The sequence below is a fragment of the Vibrio sp. RW genome, assembly GCF_027587105.1.
Lineage (GTDB): Bacteria > Pseudomonadota > Gammaproteobacteria > Enterobacterales > Vibrionaceae > Vibrio > Vibrio toranzoniae.
Genome location: NZ_JAPPTM010000008.1, coordinates 83,228 through 106,855, shown reverse-complemented (window position 1 = coordinate 106,855; position 23,628 = coordinate 83,228). Strand labels below are relative to the sequence as shown.

The following is a 23,628-nucleotide window of genomic DNA, read 5'->3' as shown; positions in this document are numbered from 1 at the left end:
GAACTAAAATGAAATTTTCCATGGTTGAGAAGTGGCTGATCCAGCTGTATCGGATGGCTTACTCATCTCTCATAAAAATAAAGCGACTCTAGGCCGCTTTATCATTTATTGCTTACTTTATGGCTTCAAAGCTCTATAGCGAAAGGGGTTCGTGCTTCTTAACCAAACCAAAATCAGCCAATATCGAATAGGCCGCCGGGATCATAAACAGCACCAACAAGGTTGAGGCAAATATCCCGAACACAATCGAAATCACCAGAGGTTGAATAACCTGAGCCTGCAAGCTGGTTTCCGTTAATAGTGGTAGCAAACCGGCTGCGGTGGTCATAGACGTTAAAAATACCGCACGGAACCGCTCGCGGCTGGCTTTAACAACCGAATCATGCACGCTATCCCCTTCATCGACATGGTGACGTATGTATTGCACCAACAAGATCGAATCATTGACCACGATCCCAGCGAGCGACACAAAACCCATCATACTTGGCATACTCAATGCGTGACCTAACAACCAGTGACCAACAACAACACCAATGAACGCCAGTGGAATCGCCAACATCACGACCACAGGTTCCAAATAGCTTCTGAACTGATAACTAAGAATCGCAAACACACCGAATAAGCCGAGTAAGAAGCCTTTGCCCATCGAAGCTCCAGTCTTAGCGGCATCTTTAGCTTCGCCTTCGAAATCAAAACGTAAGCCCGGGTATTTTTGAATGAGCTTGGCTGCTTCATCTTTTTGGAACTGAGCCAAAATTGCTGACGAGCTCGCCTTCTTATTGTCAATATCACCAAAGATACTGATGGTTCTTAGCCCATCAATACGCTGGATTCGCACGTAGTTACGTTGAAAATCTAATGTCGCCAAGGTTGCTAGCGGGATCTGACTGCCATCTGCGGTAATGATTGGGAAGTTAGCCAGCTGCTGTAAATCACCAGCCTGTTCTTTATCAAGACGCACTTCGATCGAGATATTCTCAACCCCAATTTGAATCTCATCCGCAGTCTGACCAAAGAAGGCAGCACGCAATTGGGAAGCAATCATCTGCCCATTCACGTTGTAGGTTTCAGCGCCCGGACGCAGCTTCACCAAGATCTCCTCTTTACCCATACGCATGTCATCCAGCACGCCGTGCACGCCATCAAACTGATTGAGGTATTCCTGAATATCCAAAGAAGCCGATTTCAATGCACTTAGGTCATCATGTTTGGCGCGAATTTCAATCGCACGACCGCCCGGCCCCATAGTAGGCTGCTTGAACACCAATGAAATAGGATCGGCCAGATCACCAATATCCTCTCGCCACGCATCAATGAAGTCATCGATAACCGTGTTACGGCTCTCAGATCCACGTAAGTCTAAACGCACTGTGGCCAAGTGCGGGCCTGATTCATTAGCATCTGCGTTGGCATTGAATTGGCTGGTGATGTGCTCAACCAGTGTGTTGCCTTCTTCGACCTCTTCGCTCCACTGGGCGTTCAAACGTTCAGCAGACGCAATGATTTTGTCGACCACTCTCTCGGTTTGAGAGAGTGATGCGCCCGGCGGAAGAATGATACGTGCCTCGGCAATATCGCCATCCAACTCAGGGAAAGGCTGAAATTTAACAACCCCACCAGCAATCAAAGAGATAGATAAAAGCAATAAGGTAATCACCCCGCCCATAAAGGCGTAGCGGAACGTCACGACCTTCTCGACCATGTTCATCAAAGTGGTATTACGGAAGTTCTCGAATTTCTCTAGCAGCACCACTTTGAAGCGCAGCGCTGGCTTATCATTTTTTTCTTTGTGTAATGAATGAGATAAGTGGTTTGGCAGAATAAGAAAGGCTTCAATCAAGCTCAAGGAGAGAACCAAAATAAGCACTTGAGGTACGGCTTTAAGCACCGCGCCCATTTCCCCATCAAGGAATAGTAAACTACCGAAAATACACACCGTGGTTAGGAAAGAAGACAACACACCGGGGAGCACTTTCTTAACGCCGTTGTATACCGCGTCATCAACGTTTTGTCCCCGCTCTAAATGGGAGGCGATCGATTCGGCTATTACTATGGCGTCATCCATCATAATACCGATCGCCATCAACAAGCCGACCAGCGACATAATGTTGATCGACAAGCCAAGATTGGCCATCAAAAACAAGCCTCCAAGGAAGGCTACCGGCAGGCCAGCCGCCACCCAGAACGAGTAGCGTAAACTGAAGAACAGCCACATAGTGGCAAACACTAGCACAATACCTTGCCAGCCATTGCGTACCATCATGGTTAGACGATCCCAAAGTACCGACGAGAGATCATTGGTCATTTGCAGTGTCACGCCATCAGGGGCAATTGCGCTCTGGTCTTCCACGAATCGGGTGACGTTCTCTTTAATTCTTAATGCGTCATCTTCTTTGTTCTTGCTGATCTTTAACAGAGCCGATGGTTTACCATCAAATAACACTTTTTGCTCATCAAGTTCAAAGCGATCGGTTATCTTGGCAATATCCCTCAAGCGGATCACTGAACCATTCGGCGCCGATCCAACCACAATGCTTTCCAGTTCAACAGGTGTAATTCGTCTTTCATCAAATCGAATTAAGAAGTTTTTGTCTGGCGTTTCAACGTTACCACTCGGCAGTTTTACGTTTTGACGACCAATCTGATCGGCAATATCTCCAACACTCAAACCTAACTGACGAATGGCTTGGGTATCCAGTTCCACACGATATTGATGATCGGAAAAGCCGCTGACTTCAACTAATGAAACGTCATAATCGAGCTTGATGGTGCGCTTTAGATCTTCCGCGTATGCCTTAAGTTCTGGCCATGAGGTTTCTGCAGTAATCGCGATATCAACAACCGGTTCGTTCCAATCCAACTCTTGTACGACTGGTGATTCAATCTCAGTAGGAAAGTCATTGATCGAGTTGATCTGAGTTTGAACGTCCACCAGCATTCGACCGATATCTGCTTTCTCATTCAACTTGAGGATTAAACGGGCACTGCCTTCGATCGCTTCACACTGAGTTTCTTCAATGTTAGCTAAACCATCGACCGCGTCTTCCATTCTTACACACAAGCTCTCTTCTACTTCTTGTGGCGAAGCGCCGGGATAGACAATCGCCGCCATAATATAAGGTGGATCATACGCGGGGAAGGTTTCACGCTTGATGGTGGACAAAGAAGCCAAACCCATGATTAGCAACCCAAGCATCAACAAATTAGCTGCCGTTGGGTGCCTAGAGAAGAACTTGATCATGAGGCGCTCTCCTCAGTATCAGCGGAAAGCTCATCATTTGAAGCGGATTCTTTCAATAACATACCTTCAATCGCGGGCAGAACATCATTGAGAATCAGCTTGTCTCCAGCTTGCAGGTCACCGTTAACCACCACTTGGTTGTCTCGGCGATACAGCACTTCAACACTCACCACTTGCAAACGTTGGCTGTCATTCATCAGGTAAACCTTATCGCCATGCAAAGCACGCTCAGGTACAACCCAACTCAGGTTCGCCATACCTTCAATCTCCGCTTTGACGAACATACCATTCACCAACGGAGTGGCACTGCTTGGCTGTAAGGCTGAATAATCTTGATTGATTTCAAGAATGATCCCCGCGGTGGCTTGGTGTTCATCAACGGTTTCACTGATTCTTGCGACCTTCGCTGGCCAGCTCAGATTCAAGCTGCCACTGTTCATCTGGATCGTCGCTTTAATCGGCGCTTGGTAAGGGTTCGGTATGCCTGCAGCATCGCGAGAGAATTGAGTAAAGCTTGAGGCTAAAGTTTGCATATCGTGAATAGAGAGTTGTGCCTCAACTTCCATAACGTCAATCCCATGAGCAACAAACATCTCTTGCTGAAGATTAACCACTTGGTTTTGTTCAATATCAACCTGAGCAATTCTCATCGCTCTCGGCAAAGTGATGGTCGTTTTATCCAAAGAACGTTGCGCCTCTTTCACTTTAGATACATTGACCTTAATCACCGCTTCCGCGACGCGCTTTTCGTCTGGCATTAAAGCGATTTGATTCTGTATATCTAACACCAACTTCTGTTGCGAGAGTGCGCTTTGTTGTTGCAGATCGACATCCGATTGCGAGGTCAGCCCTTTCTTGCGGAGATCCTGTTTACGTTGCAGCTCTTTATTACTGATCACTAAACGATTCTTTTCGATCTTTAATGTTTGTTGTAGGTTGTCTTCTTCTTGATTCAACTTCGCGAGTGAGGTCTGGCTTGATTTAAGATCCGCTTCAGCTTGCACTAACTTCAATTCGTAATCTAAGGGATCAACCTTAAGTACGACCGTTCCCTCTGGGATCACCTGCCCTTTTTCAAGATCTGGATGTCGATAGACTATTTGCCCTGTCACCTCGGCAATCGCTTTCCATTCAACCTTAGGCACCACTCTGCCAAAGCCCACCGCCAACGGCGCGATCATCTGTTGTTCTAAGCTGACCGTTTCGACTAAACGAGCCCTATCTCCCGCGGGTTTAGTCGGCGGATCAAGCTTAAAATTAATCGCAACCACCAAACCAATAACACCAACCGCTAGTGCTGGAAAAAAGAGGAGTTTTTTACTTATTTTCATTATCTTGATTCCTGCAAGGGAGTAGCGCTAGATACATTGATAAAGCCTTCGGTCATCAATTGAATGTTGTGTTCAATTAAACGATTAAGAAAGGCTTCGTTAAGCTCAATACCGTGGATCGCTAACAAAGGTGGCGGTGCGATAAAAGGAAATACCATCAGGCTAATGTACGAAACACGACACAGTTTTGGATCCATGTTCTTCTTCAATATGCCCTGCTCAACTAACTTTTCAAAGATGACATCTTGGGCTGGCTTAGCCACATCTTGAAATACTTTTTCTAACAACTCTCTTTGAAGCTCAGAGGGAGGCATATTCATCACTTGGGCAATCAAGCGAGGAAACTTAGGCACCTTAACCATCTCTTTATAATAAGTTCGCATTAAATCAAGAAAATTCTCATGGCTGCTCTCTGTCACCAACTTCTGCATCTGTATTTGCATCGGACGTAGCGTTTCACGCAGCATCGCTTCAAACAATCCGGCTTTATTGCCAAAGTAGTAACGGATCATCGCAATGTTCACTCCAGCACGCTCTGCAATTAAACGTGTCGAGACTTTATCGTAAGGTTGAATAACGAACAGATCTCGAGCGTGCTCGATGAGTAGCTGCCTGACATCAAGGTTTTGTTGAGGTCGTCCTGCTTTACGCGCTGCCATCATTGAGACCTATCCTATTAATTAATCACACGATTAATTATAGGGATAAATCAACACAGTAGTAGAACATTAATTACTCACTATTTAATCGATTGATTAATTAATTAATTAATTAATTAATTTTCTCATACATTCGATTTAGTGATGAATCGTTCCGACAAAAAGATTTACTACAAAGTTTTAACCTATACATAAGCCAATCGATAAACTAACCCGCCAGTACAAAACCACCAATCAGTCGATACATCCAACATAAAAGAAAAAAACAGCACAAACCAAACAAAAACACCACCAAAGCACACTGATATTGGATTTTCTCGTTTGACGCTCAGAATAAATTGCGGTAAATATGGTGTTAACAGTTTATTTACGGATATTTGTGTAATGATTTTTTCTTCTTCTCGACTGCTGAAACTTCTCCTTATCGTGAACCAATCGCGCGGGTAAGTTGTGGGTCAAGAACTACACAAATATTAAAACCCGCGCTGAGCGGGTTTTTTTGTAACTGGCACTTTTAAAAGAACATCATTCTTAATAATAATTTGGATAGCAATCGATTTATTGTCGATATAAGGAAGCACCCATGAACGATCAAGTAATAATTTTTGATACGACCTTACGTGACGGCGAGCAAGCTCTTGCAGCAAGTCTCACGGTAAAAGAGAAGTTACAGATCGCTTACGCTCTTGAGAGGCTGGGTGTGGACGTTATTGAGGCTGGCTTCCCAGTTTCTTCTCCCGGTGATTTCGAATCGGTTCAAACGATTGCGAAACACATCAAAGATAGCCGAATTTGTGCGCTTTCTCGTGCCGTTGCCAAGGATATAGACGCCGCTGCAGAAGCACTAAAAGTCGCAGATCAATTCCGTATCCATACCTTCATTTCAACCTCAACGGTTCACGTACAAGATAAGCTACGTCGCAGCTATGACGATGTGGTTGAGATGGCAGTTAAAGCCGTTAAACACGCTCGTAACTACACTGACGATGTTGAGTTCTCTTGTGAAGATGCAGGCCGCACTCCAATTGATAACCTATGTCGCATGGTGGAAGCCGCCATCAACGCTGGCGCGAAAACCATCAACATTCCAGACACGGTAGGCTATACAGTGCCTAATGAGTTCGGCGGTATTATCCAAACCCTATTCAACCGAGTTCCAAACATTGATAAAGCCATCATCTCGGTGCACTGCCACGATGACTTAGGAATGTCGGTTGCTAACTCCATTGCGGCGGTACAAGCGGGTGCTCGCCAAATTGAAGGCACGATTAACGGTATTGGTGAACGTGCGGGTAACTGTTCTTTAGAAGAAGTCGCGATGATCATCAAAACTCGCCAAGAGCTTTTGGGTGTTCATACTGGTTTGGATCATAAAGAGATTCACCGTACCAGTAAGTTGGTTAGCCAGCTTTGCCATATGCCAATTCAAGACAACAAAGCTATCGTTGGTGCTAACGCATTCAGCCACTCTTCAGGCATTCACCAAGATGGCATGCTAAAGAACAAAAACACTTATGAGATCATGACCCCTGAGTCTATTGGCTTGAAAAACAAGGCATTGAACCTAACAAGCCGCAGTGGCCGTGCTGCCGTTAAGAGCCACATGGACGCGATGGGTTACAAAGACAATGAGTACAACCTAGATTCATTGTACGAAGACTTCTTAAAGCTTGCTGATCGCAAAGGCCAAGTGTTCGATTACGACCTAGAAGCACTAATGCACTTCGCAAACCTACGTGATGAAGACGACTTCTATAAACTGAATTACCTAAGCGTACAATCTGGTAGTGTTATGTCCACCACCAGCATCAAACTGCAATGTGGAGATGAAGAGAAATGCGAAGCGGCTGTTGGTAACGGCCCTGTTGATGCCTTATACCAATGCATCTACCGCTTAACGGGTTATGAAATAGTGCTAGACAAATTCGACCTAACCGCAAAAGGTGAAGGCGAAGATGGTTTAGGCCAAGCCGATATTATTGCTAACTATAAAGGCCGCAAGTACCACGGTACGGGCGTTTCAACCGATATCGTTGAAGCTTCTGGTCAAGCGCTACTGCACGTTATTAATAGCATTCAGCGCGCAGACACCATCGCAGAAATGAAGCAGCAAAGAATCGCGACAGTTTAATATCCAATAACAGAGCCCTAGAGCCGATGTTATTGGCTTTAGGGACAAAATTTTAAAGAGCTGTCATAGCTCAGTAACAAGAATTAAAGGATTAACATGACAGATAAATCATACAAAATTGCCGTACTACCTGGTGATGGCATTGGCCCAGAAGTAATGCAACAAGCACATAAAGTGCTAGACGCGATCGAAAAGAAGCACGCGATTAGCTTTTCTCGCGAAGAGTATGATGTTGGTGGAATTGCGATTGATAATCACGGCAGTCCACTTCCAGAAGCAACAGTAGCGGGCTGTGAAGAATCTGACGCGGTACTTTTTGGTTCTGTCGGTGGTCCTAAATGGGAACACCTTCCACCGAACGATCAACCAGAGCGTGGTGCCCTACTTCCTCTGCGTAAACACTTCCAACTTTTCTGTAATCTACGCCCGGCACAAATCCACAAAGGCTTAGAGTCTTTCTCTCCACTTCGCGCTGATATCTCTGAGCGTGGTTTTGACATCGTGGTTGTACGTGAACTAACAGGCGGCATCTACTTCGGCCAACCTAAAGGTCGCGAAGGCGAAGGCGCCACTGAAAAAGCGTTTGATACAGAAGTTTACCACCGCTACGAAATCGAACGCATTGCAAAGATTGCATTTGAATCGGCACGTCTACGTAACAAAAATGTTTACTCAATCGACAAAGCAAACGTTCTGCAGAGCTCTATCTTATGGCGTGAAGTGGTTGAAGAGATCGCAAAAGATTACCCAGATGTCACGCTAAACCACATGTACATCGACAACGCGACCATGCAACTAATCAAAGACCCATCTCAGTTTGACGTCATGCTATGTTCAAACATCTTTGGTGACATTATCTCTGATGAGTGCGCAATGATCACAGGCTCTATGGGTATGCTTCCTTCTGCAAGCTTGAACGAAAGCAACTTTGGCCTATACGAACCAGCAGGCGGCAGTGCACCAGATATCGCAGGCAAGAACATCGCTAACCCAGTCGCACAGATTCTTTCTGCCGCGCTAATGCTTCGTTACAGCCTAGGCGAAGAAGCGGCAGCACAAGATATAGAAACTGCGGTATCTAAAGCGCTTTCAGCAGGCGAGCTAACAGCAGACCTAGCAGGCGGCAACCAGGCGCTGACGACATCTGAAATGGGTGACAAGATTGCAGAGTATATCTTAGCTTCATAAGCTAGACGCTCTCGAATTAAAGCAAGTACATAAGAATAATATCAAGCCAAGTCAGCTTAAATCACATGACTTGGCTCGAAACACACACTGGGACTGATGCTCCCAAGGAAGAAAAGCTATGTCGACAAACCAGCAAGCAAAAACCTTATACGAGAAAGTTTATGACGCTCACGTTGCAGTAGCAGCAGAAGGCGAAACGCCCATTCTTTATATCGATCGTCACTTAGTCCACGAAGTAACGTCACCTCAAGCCTTTGATGGCCTTCGAGAAAAAGGTCGAAAAGTTCGCCAGGTTAGCAAAACATTTGCAACCATGGATCATAACGTATCGACACAAACCAAAGACATCAACGCTTCTGGCGAGATGGCTCGTATCCAGATGGAAACGCTATCGAAAAACTGTGAAGAGTTTGGTGTAACGCTTTATGACCTAAACCACAAATACCAAGGTATTGTGCACGTAATGGGCCCTGAGCTAGGTATTACGCTACCAGGCATGACCATCGTATGTGGTGACTCACACACTGCGACACACGGTGCATTTGGTTCTCTTGCATTCGGTATCGGTACTTCAGAAGTTGAGCACGTTCTAGCCACTCAAACGCTAAAACAAGCTCGCGCTAAAACCATGAAGATCGAAGTGAAAGGCAAGGTTGCTCCAGGCATTACTGCAAAAGATATCGTGCTAGCGATCATCGGTAAAACAACAGCCGCTGGCGGTACAGGCTACGTAGTGGAATTCTGTGGTGAGGCGATTACTGACCTTACGATGGAAGGTCGCATGACAGTATGTAACATGGCTATCGAGCTTGGTGCTAAAGCCGGTCTCATTGCTCCAGACGCAACAACCTACGAGTACATCAAAGGTCGTAAGTTCTCTCCACAAGGCGAAGACTTAGAAGCAGCAATCCAATACTGGGATACGCTAAAAACCGATGCTGATGCGGAATTCGATGCGGTTGTGACACTAGAGGCGGCAGACATCAAACCACAAGTTACTTGGGGCACGAACCCAGGTCAGGTTATCTCGGTAGACACGCCAATCCCAGCACCAAAAAGCTTCGCCGATCCTGTTGAAAAAGCTTCGGCTGAAAAAGCACTGGCTTACATGGGCCTTGAAGCGGGCAAATCGCTATCTGATTACAACGTAGACAAAGTCTTCGTGGGTTCTTGTACTAACTCTCGTATCGAAGACATGCGTGCAGCCGCTGCGGTAGCGAAAGGTCGCCAAGTAGCGAAACACGTTCAAGCGCTTATTGTTCCGGGTTCAGAACAAGTAAAAGCGCAAGCCGAAGCTGAGGGCTTAGATGCAATCTTCAAAGAAGCAGGCTTCGAATGGCGCCTTCCGGGGTGTTCTATGTGTCTTGCAATGAACAACGACCGTCTAGGTCCACAAGAGCGCTGTGCTTCTACATCAAACCGTAACTTTGAAGGTCGCCAAGGCCGTGATGGTCGTACGCACCTAGTTAGCCCAGCAATGGCCGCAGCAGCAGCGATCGCTGGTCACTTTGTCGATATTCGTGAACTTTAATTAGAGGATTTAACATGTCAGGTTTTCAACAACACACCGGATTAGTCGTTCCTCTAGATACGGCCAACATCGATACTGATGCAATCATTCCAAAGCAGTTTCTACAGAAAGTAAACCGTACTGGTTTTGGTAAACACTTGTTCCACGATTGGCGCTTCCTAGATGATGCAGGCCAGCAACCAAACCCTGAGTTTGTAATGAACGCACCACGCTATCAAGGCGCCTCTATTCTACTGGCTCGCGAGAACTTCGGTTGTGGTTCATCTCGTGAACACGCTCCTTGGGCGCTTGCCGATTACGGTATTCAAGTGATTATTGCCCCGAGCTTTGCCGATATTTTCTACGGTAACTCAATCAATAATCAAATGGTTCCAGTTCGCCTTACAGAACAGGAAGTCGATGAAATATTCCAGTTCGTAGAAGCGAACGAGGGCGCTGAGGTCACTGTCGATCTAGAAGCCATGAAAGTGAACGCGAATGGCAAACAGTATTCCTTTGAAATTGATGAGTTCCGTCGTCACTGTTTACTCAATGGTTTGGACAACATCGGCCTAACACTTCAACATGCTGATAAAATTTCAGAGTTTGAAGCTAAGATCCCTAGCTTCCTAAAATAAAGCAGTCTCAAACTAGCGCAGCCTTGAAATAGAGTAAGCGCTTTCAAAAACATGCAAAAGGTTGGCTCAGCGCCAACCTTTTTTATTTAGCGGAACATCATTATAAAACTCAACTCTGTGGTTTAACTGAAGAACCATGAAAGAAAATCATAAAGCATAAGGTCTTAGTAGTCAGTCATCAGGAGAATGCCATGAAACAACTACTTTTTATTATTAGCCTACTGTGCTCAACCTTAGCTTGGTCTGCACCTAAATCCGAACTTTGGCCTTATTGGAACCAAAGTAATGAAACAAGCCCTGCGCAAGTGTCACACCAAGATTGGCAGCAATTTCTCAACAGTTATCTAGTTAAGCAAGGCCAGCACGCTCTCATTCGATATAAAGCAGTGAACACTTCAGACAAGGCAAAGCTAAAGCAATACATCAAACAGTTGGAACAGGTAAACCCACTCGACTATTCAAAAGCGGAACAATATGCCTATTGGGTTAACCTATACAACGCCGTGACTGTTGATTTAATTCTTGATGCCTACCCGATCAAGTCGATTACCAAGCTCGGCGGCTTATTTAGTTTCGGGCCATGGGGAGATGATGTCGTCGTGGTCAACGGTAAATCATTGACACTTAATGATATTGAACACCGGATCCTAAGACCGATTTGGCAAGACTCACGCACACACTACGCGGTAAATTGTGCGAGTTTAGGTTGCCCTAACCTACAACTTCAAGCCTTTACGACTGACAACACCGAAACTCTACTAGAACAAGCAGCCTCTGAGTTTGTGAATAGTGACAAAGGCGTGTTGGTTGAAGGCAATAAGCTCCAGCTATCATCGATTTACGAGTGGTTTGCAGTGGATTTTGGGACTCAGGAACAACTCATTCAACATTTAGAGCAGTATCGAACAAAACCACTAACGAATACCAACAATATCAGTTATGACTACGACTGGTCACTTAACCAAGCAAACTAATTTCAGTCTCTAAGAGCACAACTAAAACGAAAAAAAGAGGCGAGTGGTTTATTAGCCACTCGCCTCTTTCATCTGTTTCACTGTTTCTAGAACTAAAAGCTTGAATCCAGCTGCTGCAAGTACTCAACCTCTTCAGGCGTTGATGTGCTCCCTAACACTTCATTGCGATGTGGATAACGACCAATACTCTCAAACATCTTGATAAGTCACTGTCCTACCATCCCCTGTCTTAAAAACCGGGCAATTCGAGTCATTGCTCGGCTCAGTGTTCAATTATTTAAAACCTTTAACTTTCTTAATTAAGTCATAAGCATTTTGAATTTCTTGTGATTTTTCTTTCGCAACATTCATCATCTCTGGCGGTAAACCTTTAGCCATCAGCTTATCTGGGTGATGCTCGTTCATCAGCTTGCGATAAGCTTTCTTCACTTCTTTTCCGTCTGCATCTTCACTCACATCCAATACCTTAAAGGCATCCGCCAACTGGTTTTGTTGTGAAGCTTGCTGCCAACCCGATGACTGTCCGTGACCTTGCTGACCACCAAAGCTTCCACCTTGCTGCTGGAAGCGGAATGCCGCTTCTTGCATCTGTAGGCGGCGATCGAGTTGTTCCGAAGAAAAACCAAGGCCTTGAGCGATCTTATGGAGAACCTGACGCTCGCTTGGATGCAAGCTCCCGTCAGCAAACGCTGCTGAAATTTGCAGTTCTAAGAAGAATTGCAATAGATCAAAACGACCGCCTGATGAGATCTTCACACGCTCAAGTACATCGCTTAATGGGAAGTCACTCTCTTTTCCATCACGGAATGCGTCTTGCGCCGCTTTACGTTGTTCACCATGCAGATTCATGCGCTCCATCATAGTGGAAGCGAGCTGAATTTCTTCAGGTGTTACCTGACCTTTAGCTTTAGCGACATGCCCCATAACCGCAAAAGCGGCTTTAAAAAACTCATTCTGCCTTTCTACTTGGCTTGGCCCTCGGCCAAAACCAGAACTATTAAAACCCGATTGGTTCAACCGACGAGCTTTATCGAACTGGTGTCCTAAAAATAGGCCAAAAATCAGACCAAGCGGACCTCCAAATAAAAAGCCAAAAAAAGCGCCCAAAATTTTGCCAAATATTTGCATTATGTGTTCTCTATCTATGAATTTTATCTGAGTAATGCTGTCTGATGATGCTGAATGCTAATATTTCCTTTATCATAAGGAAAATGCTTTATTAATTGGATTGATACTAGATCAACCCTTCATCTAGTGACACAGGATAGTTCAACTTCATGCAATCTTTTTCCCGCACCTTGTTAGCCGCGTCTATAAGTACGGCGTTATACGTGTCGACAACTCAAGCTGAAACAATCACCGATAGTAGTGTGCAGGAAATGCCCTCTATAGATCAATGTTTGATCGAGCCCGCTGCAGAAAACGAGACGCAGCTACCCGCTCATGTTGAGTCAGATCGCTTAGAAGCTATCAATGGTGACAAGGCAATATATTCAGGTGACGTAAGAGTTACGCAAGGGAACAAGACCATCCTTGCTGATAACGTAACCCTGCACCAACAAGAAAACATCGTTGTAGCTGAAGGCAACGTAAACTTTAGTGACGGCCAAATAAAGTCAGTATCGGACAGAGCAACCAACAATCTGACTACCGACGAAATGACATTAGAAAATACCGATTACGAATTTCTTTGCGAACCTGGTCGCGGAAACGCGGTTTACGTGTCTAAGACTGGTAAAGCGGTTTATGAAATTGAAGATGGCTCAATCACCTCTTGCCCTATTGGCGACAACGCTTGGCGCCTAAGAGCCTCAAGTATCAGTGTCGACCAAGACGAAGAACAAGCCACTTTTTACAACCCTCGTTTTGAGATCCAAAGTGTTCCCGTTTTTTACTTACCGTATTTAACCGTACCCGTCGGTGATACCCGTAAAACCGGCTTCTTGTACCCAACCGTTTCGTACGGTTCAAGCGATGGTTTCGAAGCTGAAGTCCCGGTGTATTGGAACTTGGCACCAAACTACGATTTGGAAACCACATTCAAGTACATGCAAGAGCGTGGTACTCAACTAAACAGTAAATTCAGATATTTGAGCGACTTTGGCTCGGGTAGTATCAAGTCTGAGTACTTACCTGATGATAAAAAATACGAAGAAAAAGGCGACCGTTGGGGCGCTCAACTAGAGCACTCTGGAATATTCCAACAATCTTGGTTATTTGAACTCGATTACTCCAAAGTGAGTGATATCGATTACTTTACCGATGTCAACTCAAGCAGTATTGGTAATCGTGAAGATGGGCAACTACTTCAAGAAGGCCAAGCTACCTATCGTTCTCAAAATTGGGATGCGTCTGTGCTTGTCCGAGATTTCCAAGTCCTTACGACGACCAATAACTTACCTTATCGTCTCATGCCACAACTCGAGTATAACTATTATGCTCCTGAAGTAATGAAGTACCTGGATTTTGATCTAATCAGTCATGTTTCATTGTTCGATACTGACGCAAAAGGTAAGCCTTCAGCTACTCGTGTTCACGTTGAGCCAGGCATTACCATCCCAGTCGGAAATACCTGGGGTACTTGGACAACGGAAGCGCGATTACTGGGTACATACTACCAACAAGATCTTGATGGCGTTGATACCGGTGCCGGATCAGATTATGAAGGCTTAGAAGAGTCAGCAAGTCGAGTTATCCCTGAATTTAGAAGTCATGCTGGTATCGTTCTGGAACGAGATACCACGATTGTTGGCAACTACACTCAAACACTCGAACCGCAACTTCAATACCTTTATGTCCCGAAAGAAGATCAATCTAACATTGGTCGTTACGACACCACTTTACTGCAAACGGATTATTACGGTCTATTCAGAAGCCGTAAATACAGTGGTGTAGACCGTATTGCATCAGCAAACCAGGTAAGTTATGGAGCATCATCGCGCTTTTTTGATGATGAGTATAAAGAACGTCTTAACATCTCTTTTGGACAGATCTTTTATATCGATAAAGATACTAAACAAAACTTAAATGATGATGACTCAAGTAAAAATACCAATTATTCATCTTGGGCGGTAGAGGTTGACTTTAACTACGACGATTACCTGTTCTATCACGGTGGTGTACAGTACGATATTGATACCTCTGCAATGCAGCTTGCGAATAGTACTATTGAATACCGCTTTGCTGGCGGTTACATACAAACAAACTACCGCTATGTAACCAAAGAGTACATTGAAGACACCGTTGATTTTAATATTGGTTCAATTACGAAAGATGGTATCTCTCAAGCTGGTTTACTCGGTGCTTACCAAATTTCACCTAAATGGAACGCAAGCGCTCAATACTTCTATGATTTAACGACCGAAGAAGAGCTCGAATGGTTAGCTCGAATCAATTATAAATCAGATTGTTGGTACATTGGCTTTACCTACAGCAACCAATTACGCAGCTGGGAAGGCGATTACATCAACACATCGAACGCGTCACCCGTTTATGAAAACAACTTCAGCGTGAACTTCGGTATTGTCGGCTTTGGTACCAACATTGGCTCAGATTCTGGCGCTGTCGGTGAAAGCAGCTCGGATAACGCATTGAGCTATGGCCGTCCATTCTTCTTAAACAACTAATTTTCTTTATTGATAAAACATCAATAAATTTAAAGGATTACACATGACATTGTGGAAACGCACATTAATTGCTATCGCAGCGGCTTGTACTTTATCAACAAGCTACGCAGCCCCGGTTGAACTCGACAGCGTAAAAGTGATCGTGAACGAAGGCGTGATCTTACAAAGCGATATCGACGCTTCGATGAAGACACTGCGCGCAAACGCTAAGAAAAGCGGTCAAACATTACCATCACAAGACGTACTCAATGAGCAAGTACTAGAAAAGCTGATCATCGATACCATTCAGACTCAAGAAGCGGAACGTATCGGTGTTCGTATTGATGATGCTCGACTTGATCAAGCAATAGTAGGCATCGCGGAAAATAACAACCAAACGGTAGAACAACTTACCGCGTCAGTTGCCGAAGAAGGCCTGAGCTACAATGCATTTCGTGAACAAGTAAGAAAAGAGATTGCCGCAAGCGAAGCTCGTAACGCCTTAGTTCGTCGCCGTATCAATATTCTTCCAGCAGAAGTCGATAACCTAACGGATATCTTAGCGCAAGAGACCAATGCCACTGTTCAATACAAAATTGGACACATTCAACTACGCTTCAATGACGAGCAAACGAAAGAAGAGCTAGAAGTTCAAGCTAAAGATCTAGTTGAAGCACTCAACTCAGGAAAAGACTTCAGCACTATGGCTTATACTTACTCTAAAGGTCCTAAAGCACTGCAAGGCGGTGACTGGGGTTGGATGCGTAAAGAAGAAATGCCAACCATTTTTGCAGATCAAATCAAAATGCAGAATAAAGGCAGCACCATCGGTCCTTTCCGCAGCGGTGTGGGTTTCCATATCCTGAAAATTGAAGATGTAAAAGGCTTAGAGACTGTTGCCGTTACCGAAGTGAATGCGCGCCATATCTTGATTAAACCGACCGTCATCTTAAGTGACGACGGTGCAAAGAAGCAACTTGAGGAAATCACTCGTCGTGTCAACGCGGGTGAAGCTAGCTTTGGTGATCTCGCTCAGCAATACAGCCAAGATCCAGGCTCAGCAGTTCAAGATGGTGAATTAGGCTACCAGACACCTGACTTGTACGTACCTGAATTCAAGCACCAAGTAGAAACATTGCCTGAAGGCAAAATCAGTGCGCCATTTAAAACGGTTCATGGTTGGCACATCGTTGAAGTACTCGACCGTCGAGAAGTCGACCGTACCGATTCAGCTTTAAAAAACAAAGCTTACCAAATTCTATTTAACCGTAAGTTCAATGAAGAAGCAGGCGCTTGGTTACAAGAAATAAGAGCCAGTGCCTTTGTTGAAATAGTTGAGGAAGACCAAGATGACAACTAAACGTATTGTCATTACCGCGGGTGAACCTGCTGGGATAGGCCCAGATTTAACGCTAGCCTTGTCTCAAGAAAGCTGGCCACATCAACTTGTGGTTTGTGCCGATAAAACCCTGCTTGCCGAGCGAGCTAAGCTCCTCGGTATCGAAGTAGAGTTTCTGGATTACGACGCAACCGCAGCTAAGGAGCCTCAACGCTCTGGCACACTGGTTGTGAAACACGTTCCATTATCTGAAAGCACCATTGCAGGTCAACTCAACGAGGCCAACGGCCATTACGTATTAAATACTTTAGAAACCGCAGCAATTGGCTGTATGAATGATGAATTTGATGCTATTGTCACCGGCCCTGTTCACAAGGGTGTAATTAACCGGGCTGGCGTTGCTTTTAGTGGCCATACCGAGTTTTTTGCAGAGAAGTCCAATACACCGCTCGTGGTGATGATGTTGGCAACTGAAGGGCTGCGTGTTGCACTAGTAACAACACACATCCCACTAGCTTATGTATCTCAAGCCGTGACCGAAGACAGATTAGAGCGAGTTATTGCGATTCTGAATAAAGATTTGGTCGAAAAGTTTGCTATAGAGAAACCAACTATTTATGTATGTGGTTTGAACCCGCATGCGGGCGAAGATGGTTGTTTAGGTCACGAAGAGATAGAAACTATCACTCCTACGCTAGAAAAAATTCGCCAAAAAGATGGTATTAATTTAGTTGGCCCATTGCCAGCAGACACCATCTTTAATGAAAAATATTTGCAAGATGCAGATGCTGTTTTAGGTATGTATCACGACCAAGTGCTCCCAGTACTGAAATACAAAGGCTTTGGTCGCTCAGTGAACATCACACTTGGCTTACCATTTATTCGCACATCAGTCGATCACGGTACTGCCTTAGACTTGGCAGGAACAGGCCAAGCCGATACAGGGAGCTTTAGAACAGCGCTCACGCACGCCATTGAATTAGTAGAGAAAAAGCAATGAAAAATGATGTCCATTTAGGGCACAAAGCGCGTAAACGTTTTGGTCAAAACTTCCTTAACGACCCATACATTATTGATGGAATCGTATCGGGCATTAACCCACTACCAGGTCAGAATTTAGTTGAAATCGGCCCTGGTCTTGGTGCCATTACAGAGCCAGTTGGTAAACTTGTCGACAAGTTCACGGTAATTGAGCTAGATAGAGATCTAGCGGAACGTCTGCGCAACCATCCGGATCTTGCTGATAAGTTAACGATCCATGAAGGCGATGCGATGAAGTTCGACTTCGAACAACTCGTGAAACCCAACAACAAGCTTCGTATCTTTGGTAACTTGCCATACAACATCTCTACCCCATTGATGTTCCATCTTTTTGAATTCCATAAGGACATACAAGATATGCACTTTATGCTTCAAAAAGAAGTAGTTAACCGCTTAGCGGCAGGGCCTGGCAGCAAAGCTTACGGTCGTCTGACTGTCATGGCTCAATACTACTGTAAAGTGACTCCTGTGCTCGAAGTGCCGCCAACAGCCTTCGTTCCGCCACCGAAAGTAGACTCTGCAGTCGTGCGCCTTCAGCCATACGAAGTGCTACCTTACCCTGCAAAAGATCTCAAGTGGCTAGAGCGAGTATGTCGTGAAGGCTTCAACCAACGCCGTAAAACGGTTCGTAACTGCTACAAGAGCTTAATCGATAAGGAAGTGCTTGAAGAGCTGGGTATCAACCCAAGCATGCGCCCTGAGAATTTAACGCTCGAGCAATTTGTCGACATGGCAAACTGGTTGTACGACAGCCACAACGCTGACAAATAAATAAAAAGGCTCCTACACTTCGGTGAGGAGCCTGTTTTTTATTTAATACTTCTAGGGGCTTTCGCCCTCAGCATACCAACAATAAAAGGTGCGAATATGGATATATCTACGCCTTGTATCAAATGCCAGGTTCACTCTAAATACATACCAGAGCAATCTGAGCCAACGAAGAATCGTTACGTCTTCGCCTACATTATTACGATAAAAAACCTCAGTAAAACAACAGTGCAACTGATGTCTCGCCGCTGGTTGATTACCGACGCTAACGGTAAGCAACTCACCATAGAGGGTGATGGTGTCGTTGGACAGCAACCTGTTATTGAAGCCAACGACGAATACACCTACACAAGTGGTACCGTCATCGAAACCCCTGTAGGCGTTATGCAAGGTCATTATGTTATGACTGACCACAAGGGGATTGATTTTATAGCCGAAGTCGATCCTTTCAGGCTAGCGATCCCCAACATTCTTAATTAGCTATATACTAAAAATAATTGGAGTTGCTGTTAGGTAACAAGAAAGAATATCTATGATCATCGGTATTCTTTCTATGTGATTAGGATGAACTTGCGCCGTTAACGACGCTGCAGCTTCAAGTATAAAGAATATACATCAGCATCTATAGGAAATTACTTTGTCGAATTATATTGTCGGAGACATCCAAGGCTGCTTCGACGAGCTTCAACTCTTACTTGAAACCGTCAAATTTGATAAGAAAAAAGATACTTTGTGGGTCGCTGGTGACTTGGTCGCAAGAGGCCCTAAGTCACTTGAGACACTCCGATTTATCCGGTCTTTAGGAGAATCCGCGAAGATAGTATTGGGCAACCATGACTTACACCTGCTCGCCGTTTCGCTTGGTCTTTTTCCAGCAAAGAAGAAAGATCAAACTCAGCCGATTTTAGATGCTGATGACAAAGACGAGTTGCTTGAATGGCTTAGAGAACAGCCTTTAATGCAAGAGCATGATCAATTTGTCATGACCCATGCAGGTATTTCTCCACAATGGACAATAAAGCGAGCTCGCAAAGAGAACAAAAAGATCACAGGCCTATTGCGCTCAAAAAAATGGAAGTGGTTGATTGAAAACATGTACAGCAACTCTCCTGACTTATGGTCAAAAGAATTGAGCGATATAGAGCGCTATCGATACGCCATCAACAGTTTTACACGCATGCGCTTCTGCTTTCCTGACGGACGTTTAGACATGGGCTGCAAGCTTCCTCCAAAAGAGGTTGCCGACCACGAATACATCCCTTGGTTCGACCTTCCTCAAAGAGTTCAGCTAGATAAAACCGTATTATTTGGTCACTGGGCAGCACTTGAAGGTTATAACGGAAAAGACGTTATTGGACTTGATACAGGGTGTGTATGGGGCGGAGAACTAACGGCACTTCGTTGGGAGGACAAACAGTTTTTCACTCAAGCTGCGCTATAGAAGCACGAACTATGAGAAGCTTGCGCTACTGAACCAGTAACGCAAGTATTTTTCAGAACCTAACTATTAATAACCACAGTTAACGCTCAAGGATCACAAACTCCATATTGTGTTTGTTTTTCTCATCCGCTTGATAGGTATCATGAAAGCTCTGCTTCCAACCTTCTCCCCAATCAGGGAACTTTGTATCACCATCAACCGCTAAATCGATATAAGTAAGGTAAAGCTTGTCAGCTTTAGGTAAGCAAGTTTCATAAATCGAACCACCACCAATGATCATTACCTCTTCAACCTCACTGACTAGCTCTAAAGCTTGTTCTATCGAAGTAACGGTCGTCACACCTTCAATTTTCAAATTCTCATCACGACTGATTACAACATTCAATCGACCAGGTAAAGGTCGTCCAATCGACTCATAGGTCTTACGCCCCATCACTACTGGTTTGCCCATTGTAGAGCGTTTAAACCATGCGAAGTCCGCAGGCAAATGCCATGGCATCTGGTTGTCTTTACCAATGACACGATTGTCTGCCATTGCTGCTATCATACTGATGATCATAAATCGAAAGTCCTGTTCTTAAAAAGAAAATTAACGCTAAACGATAGGTCTACGGCGGTAGAATAACAGCCCAGGCACCGCTAAGCCAATCGCCAGCCCAGCGATAATGAACATCGATTTCAAAAAGTTCTCCATCAAAATAGCGAGTAATTCAGGGCTGTACCCAGCTCGGTTAATTTCAACCATCGCAATCATAGCCTTAAAGGCAAACACACCTGGGACCATAGGAATCAAGGCTGCAACCGTAAATACCTTAGGGTGCGCCAACAATTTATGCGACCACTGTACCCCTATCATGCCAACTAATGTCGCGGCAAAGAATGTCGCCCATTCGATAGGAATACCGAAGTGCATCATCAAATAACGGCTACCATGGCCAATAGAACCTCCTAACGCACAATAAATTAAGGCTCTCTGCGGTACATTAAAGACCAGAGCGAACCCTACCGCTGGTACCGCCGCAAAAAACATATCATTGAGCAAACCAACCAACAATTCAAAAAGACTCATTAACTCACCCACCCCCATACGCCTGACAGGCTCATCGCTGCGACAATACCTAAACTGGTTGCCAAAGTTAATAAACTGGCCATGGTAAAACGGGCTAACCCCATATTGATATGACCTTTAAGCATATCGGCAACAGAATTAATGAGAGGAAAACCCGGCACTAGCATCAATACTGAAGATGCCATCACTATTGTGGGTTGGCCTCCAATATTATAAAGCACCGCTTGAGCAGAAATAGTAGTAGTAACAAAAGCTGTGATAGCGAAGTTCAATAACGGATTGAAGTGACGGTGACCGATCTCTTGTCTGACGATCATGCCGCAGGCTGAAGCAATAAAAGTCATCATGAATACCTGCCAATCTCCACCAGCAAGGCGGCTAAAAGAAGCACACGAAAAACCTATCATAATGACAACTAACCAGCGATTGTAGCGTTCAGGGCTAATATTTTGGATCTTTCTATAGGCCAGTCCATAATCGAGAATACCCTTCTCCATCATGATACAAACTCGCTGAATATCAGTGATCACCTGCATGTTAAGCCCCCGATCAGCACAGCTTCGAGTGGTAGTAATACAGTGATCATCCATCATCGTTGTCACAACAAGCGCATTGGCTGACAGTGCGACTTCTACTTCATCTACTCCACAAGCGATACCAATACGACGCATGATATCGCCGACCAGTGTGCTTTCGGCACCATGTGCTAGTAGCATTTGTCCTGATTGAGCGACGAGTCTTGAGATCGCTCTTTGCTTTGATGCCATGATTCCCTTCCCATAGGCGTTAAATATCTAGAGATAAATTTTGCATTAAAAATAGGAAGTACATAATGATGCAGATACAAAAAAACCGCAATTTTCATTGCGGTTTAATAAAATTATCAGCGTATCTGAGAAAGAGCGCCCGAAGTGCTTATAAGAAACGGCGAGGATTAGTCACGAACATAGATAACATGGCCGTCATCTTCTTCGTCATCCCAATCGTCCCAGTCATCACCATCTTCAGTAACAACATTCTTACCGCTCATTGCATCTTTATGGTAGTCATCCCACATAAAGTCTACTTTTTCTTCTTCTTCCACTTCTACAGCTTCACGAGGTAGGTTTTCCATAAACTCACCGAGCTTGAAGCAAAGATCTTTGGTGCCGATTTTGTTCACAGCAGAGATCTTGAAGTACTCGTCTTCCCAACCCAAAGCATCGATGATTTCTTGAATCTTTTCGTCTGCTTCTTCTTCAGGCATTAGGTCAACTTTGTTGAACACTAACCAACGAGGCTTCTGTGCCACTTTCTCACTGTATTGTTCAAGCTCATCAATAATCGTCAGCGCATTCTGAATAGGATCAGAACCATCGATAGGCATGATGTCGATCATGTGTAGTAGAACACGGCAACGCTCAAGGTGCTTCAAGAAGCGAATACCAAGGCCAGCGCCATCGGCTGCGCCTTCGATCAGACCTGGGATATCGGCAACAACAAAGCTCTTCTCAGGAACCACACTCACTACGCCCAAGCTTGGGATCAAAGTGGTGAACGGGTAATCCGCTACTTTTGGTTTCGCTGCAGATACTGAACGAATAAAGGTAGATTTACCTGCGTTTGGTAGGCCAAGCATACCAACGTCAGCTAATAGAAGAAGCTCTAAACGTAGTTCACGAACTTCACCTTTAGTACCCATTGTCTTCTGACGAGGAGCGCGGTTAACAGACGATTTAAAACGCGTGTTACCAAGACCGTGCCAACCACCTTTACCCACCATTACTTTCTTGCCGTGTTCAGCGACTTCAGCAACGATTTCATTAGTGTGGATATCAACGGCACGAGTCCCTACAGGCACTTTCAGTGTCGTGTCTTTACCACGTTTACCAGTACAGTTACCGCCACGACCGTTTTCACCACGTTCTGCGTTGTAGAAACGTTGGAAGCGATAATCAATCAGTGTATTTAAGTTCTCATCTGCTTGGATGTAGACATCACCACCATCGCCACCGTCACCGCCATCTGGGCCACCTTTAGCGACGAACTTTTCGCGCCAAAAACTTACTGTACCATTACCGCCATCACCGGCTTCTATTTTTACTACCGCTTCATCAACGAATTTCATTTTTCAACTCCGCACTTACGTTGCGTTACCACTCACCAAGGAGTGATATAAATTCTAGCAGATCCGAGTTTAGATCGATCACCTAAGATCTAGATCGATCTGCAATCAAGGAACAAATAAGGAGAGGTTCTTTGCTTTCTGTTTATTAAAAACAAATGGCTTCTAAAAACTAAACTGTTTCTCAAAAACCACACAGCTTCTCAAAAACTAAAGCCAGAGCGTCTACTTTTTTATTCTCGCTATAAATAAAAAACCCTGCCGAATCGGCAGGGCTTTTGAATTCAGCTTAAAAGCTAATAAAATAATCTAGTAAAAGATTAAATTACTCAGCTTCGATGCTTACAAACTTACGGTTTTTAGGACCTTTTACTGCAAATTTCACTTTACCTTCAGTAAGAGCGAAAAGAGTATGGTCTTTACCGATGCCAACGTTTGTGCCAGCGTGGAACTTAGTACCACGTTGACGAACGATGATGTTACCTGCAAGAACAGATTCACCACCAAAACGCTTAACACCAAGACGTTTGCTTTCTGAATCGCGGCCGTTATTAGTAGAACCGCCAGCTTTTTTATGTGCCATTGTTAA

20 protein-coding genes and 1 pseudogene are annotated in these 23,628 nt (G+C 44.6%); 11 read left to right on the top strand and 10 right to left on the bottom strand.

What is annotated here, in order from left to right:
• Window positions 1–133 precede the first annotated feature (133 nt).
• The 3 genes from OCT63_RS09545 to OCT63_RS09535 are packed head-to-tail and all read right to left on the bottom strand — an operon-like array spanning window position 134 to window position 5,231.
• Complete coding sequence (locus OCT63_RS09545) at window positions 134–3,241, bottom strand: efflux RND transporter permease subunit (protein ID WP_269983647.1); 3,108 nt, start codon at window positions 3,239–3,241, stop codon at window positions 134–136.
• The gene (locus OCT63_RS09540; protein ID WP_269983646.1) at window positions 3,238–4,572 is read right to left on the bottom strand and encodes an efflux RND transporter periplasmic adaptor subunit; all 1,335 of its coding nucleotides are present in this window, start codon (window positions 4,570–4,572) and stop codon (window positions 3,238–3,240) included. The genes OCT63_RS09545 and OCT63_RS09540 overlap by 4 nt, the downstream gene beginning before the upstream one ends.
• Window positions 4,572–5,231 (bottom strand): TetR/AcrR family transcriptional regulator, encoded by a 660-nt coding sequence (locus tag OCT63_RS09535; protein WP_269983666.1) that lies wholly within the window; start codon window positions 5,229–5,231, stop codon window positions 4,572–4,574. The genes OCT63_RS09540 and OCT63_RS09535 overlap by 1 nt, the downstream gene beginning before the upstream one ends.
• A 583-nt stretch (window positions 5,232–5,814) precedes the next feature.
• On the opposite strand from OCT63_RS09535, the gene leuA reads away from it, so the two are divergent.
• From leuA to OCT63_RS09510, 5 genes are all read left to right on the top strand, one after another.
• A complete protein-coding gene (leuA, locus tag OCT63_RS09530; protein WP_060467116.1) occupies window positions 5,815–7,362 on the top strand; it encodes a 2-isopropylmalate synthase in 1,548 nt (515 codons plus the stop codon).
• 96 nt (window positions 7,363–7,458) lie between these two features.
• Window positions 7,459–8,550 carry a 3-isopropylmalate dehydrogenase gene (gene leuB / locus OCT63_RS09525; protein WP_060467115.1) on the top strand — a complete coding sequence of 364 codons (1,092 nt, stop codon included), beginning with the start codon at window positions 7,459–7,461 and terminating at the stop codon, window positions 8,548–8,550.
• Window positions 8,551–8,668: 118 nt separating this feature from the next.
• Window positions 8,669–10,081 (top strand): 3-isopropylmalate dehydratase large subunit, encoded by a 1,413-nt coding sequence (leuC, locus tag OCT63_RS09520; RefSeq protein WP_269983645.1) that lies wholly within the window; start codon window positions 8,669–8,671, stop codon window positions 10,079–10,081.
• 14 nt (window positions 10,082–10,095) lie between these two features.
• On the top strand, window positions 10,096–10,698 hold the full coding sequence (gene leuD, locus OCT63_RS09515; protein ID WP_060467113.1) for a 3-isopropylmalate dehydratase small subunit: 603 nt from the start codon (window positions 10,096–10,098) through the stop codon (window positions 10,696–10,698).
• Window positions 10,699–10,889: 191 nt separating this feature from the next.
• Entirely contained in the window at window positions 10,890–11,672 is a 783-nt protein-coding gene (locus OCT63_RS09510) for a DUF547 domain-containing protein (protein ID WP_269983644.1), read from the top strand.
• A gap of 92 nt (window positions 11,673–11,764) precedes the next feature.
• On the opposite strand, the pseudogene OCT63_RS09505 reads toward OCT63_RS09510, so the two are convergent.
• Both OCT63_RS09505 and djlA read right to left on the bottom strand, forming a co-directional pair.
• Window positions 11,765–11,869: pseudogene (locus OCT63_RS09505) on the bottom strand (DUF924 family protein); the annotation flags it as partial.
• A 76-nt stretch (window positions 11,870–11,945) separates the two neighbouring features.
• Window positions 11,946–12,800, bottom strand: a complete 855-nt coding sequence (djlA, locus tag OCT63_RS09500) for a co-chaperone DjlA (protein ID WP_161686417.1) — start codon at window positions 12,798–12,800, stop codon at window positions 11,946–11,948.
• Between the two features lie 149 nt (window positions 12,801–12,949).
• On the opposite strand from djlA, the gene lptD reads away from it, so the two are divergent.
• The 6 genes from lptD (at window position 12,950) to OCT63_RS09470 (ending at window position 19,866) form a co-directional block, all read left to right on the top strand.
• Window positions 12,950–15,298, top strand: coding sequence for an LPS assembly protein LptD (gene lptD / locus OCT63_RS09495; protein WP_269983643.1), 2,349 nt, complete (start codon window positions 12,950–12,952; stop codon window positions 15,296–15,298).
• Between the two features lie 43 nt (window positions 15,299–15,341).
• Window positions 15,342–16,637, top strand: coding sequence for a peptidylprolyl isomerase SurA (gene surA, locus OCT63_RS09490; protein ID WP_269983642.1), 1,296 nt, complete (start codon window positions 15,342–15,344; stop codon window positions 16,635–16,637).
• Window positions 16,627–17,616, top strand: coding sequence for a 4-hydroxythreonine-4-phosphate dehydrogenase PdxA (gene pdxA, locus OCT63_RS09485; protein ID WP_161672759.1), 990 nt, complete (start codon window positions 16,627–16,629; stop codon window positions 17,614–17,616). The genes surA and pdxA overlap by 11 nt, the downstream gene beginning before the upstream one ends.
• Window positions 17,613–18,428 (top strand): 16S rRNA (adenine(1518)-N(6)/adenine(1519)-N(6))-dimethyltransferase RsmA, encoded by an 816-nt coding sequence (rsmA, locus tag OCT63_RS09480; RefSeq protein WP_060467107.1) that lies wholly within the window; start codon window positions 17,613–17,615, stop codon window positions 18,426–18,428. Before pdxA ends, rsmA begins: the two co-directional genes overlap by 4 nt.
• A 96-nt stretch (window positions 18,429–18,524) precedes the next feature.
• Window positions 18,525–18,905 (top strand): Co2+/Mg2+ efflux protein ApaG, encoded by a 381-nt coding sequence (gene apaG, locus OCT63_RS09475; RefSeq protein ID WP_060467106.1) that lies wholly within the window; start codon window positions 18,525–18,527, stop codon window positions 18,903–18,905.
• A gap of 157 nt (window positions 18,906–19,062) precedes the next feature.
• Complete coding sequence (locus tag OCT63_RS09470; RefSeq protein WP_161678770.1) at window positions 19,063–19,866, top strand: symmetrical bis(5'-nucleosyl)-tetraphosphatase; 804 nt, start codon at window positions 19,063–19,065, stop codon at window positions 19,864–19,866.
• A 79-nt stretch (window positions 19,867–19,945) separates the two neighbouring features.
• On the opposite strand, the gene folA is transcribed toward OCT63_RS09470, so the two are convergent.
• The 5 genes from folA to rpmA form a co-directional block, all read right to left on the bottom strand.
• Window positions 19,946–20,425 carry a type 3 dihydrofolate reductase gene (gene folA / locus OCT63_RS09465; RefSeq protein ID WP_161672755.1) on the bottom strand — a complete coding sequence of 160 codons (480 nt, stop codon included), beginning with the start codon at window positions 20,423–20,425 and terminating at the stop codon, window positions 19,946–19,948.
• A gap of 36 nt (window positions 20,426–20,461) precedes the next feature.
• Window positions 20,462–20,935 (bottom strand): threonine/serine exporter family protein, encoded by a 474-nt coding sequence (locus tag OCT63_RS09460; RefSeq protein WP_017055969.1) that lies wholly within the window; start codon window positions 20,933–20,935, stop codon window positions 20,462–20,464.
• Window positions 20,935–21,702 (bottom strand): threonine/serine exporter family protein, encoded by a 768-nt coding sequence (locus OCT63_RS09455; RefSeq protein WP_060467103.1) that lies wholly within the window; start codon window positions 21,700–21,702, stop codon window positions 20,935–20,937. The genes OCT63_RS09460 and OCT63_RS09455 overlap by 1 nt, the downstream gene beginning before the upstream one ends.
• A gap of 167 nt (window positions 21,703–21,869) precedes the next feature.
• Window positions 21,870–23,042, bottom strand: coding sequence for an Obg family GTPase CgtA (gene cgtA, locus OCT63_RS09450; protein WP_017055967.1), 1,173 nt, complete (start codon window positions 23,040–23,042; stop codon window positions 21,870–21,872).
• 322 nt (window positions 23,043–23,364) lie between these two features.
• Entirely contained in the window at window positions 23,365–23,622 is a 258-nt protein-coding gene (gene rpmA / locus OCT63_RS09445) for a 50S ribosomal protein L27 (protein ID WP_004735905.1), read from the bottom strand.
• Between the last annotated feature and the right edge of the window lie 6 nt (window positions 23,623–23,628).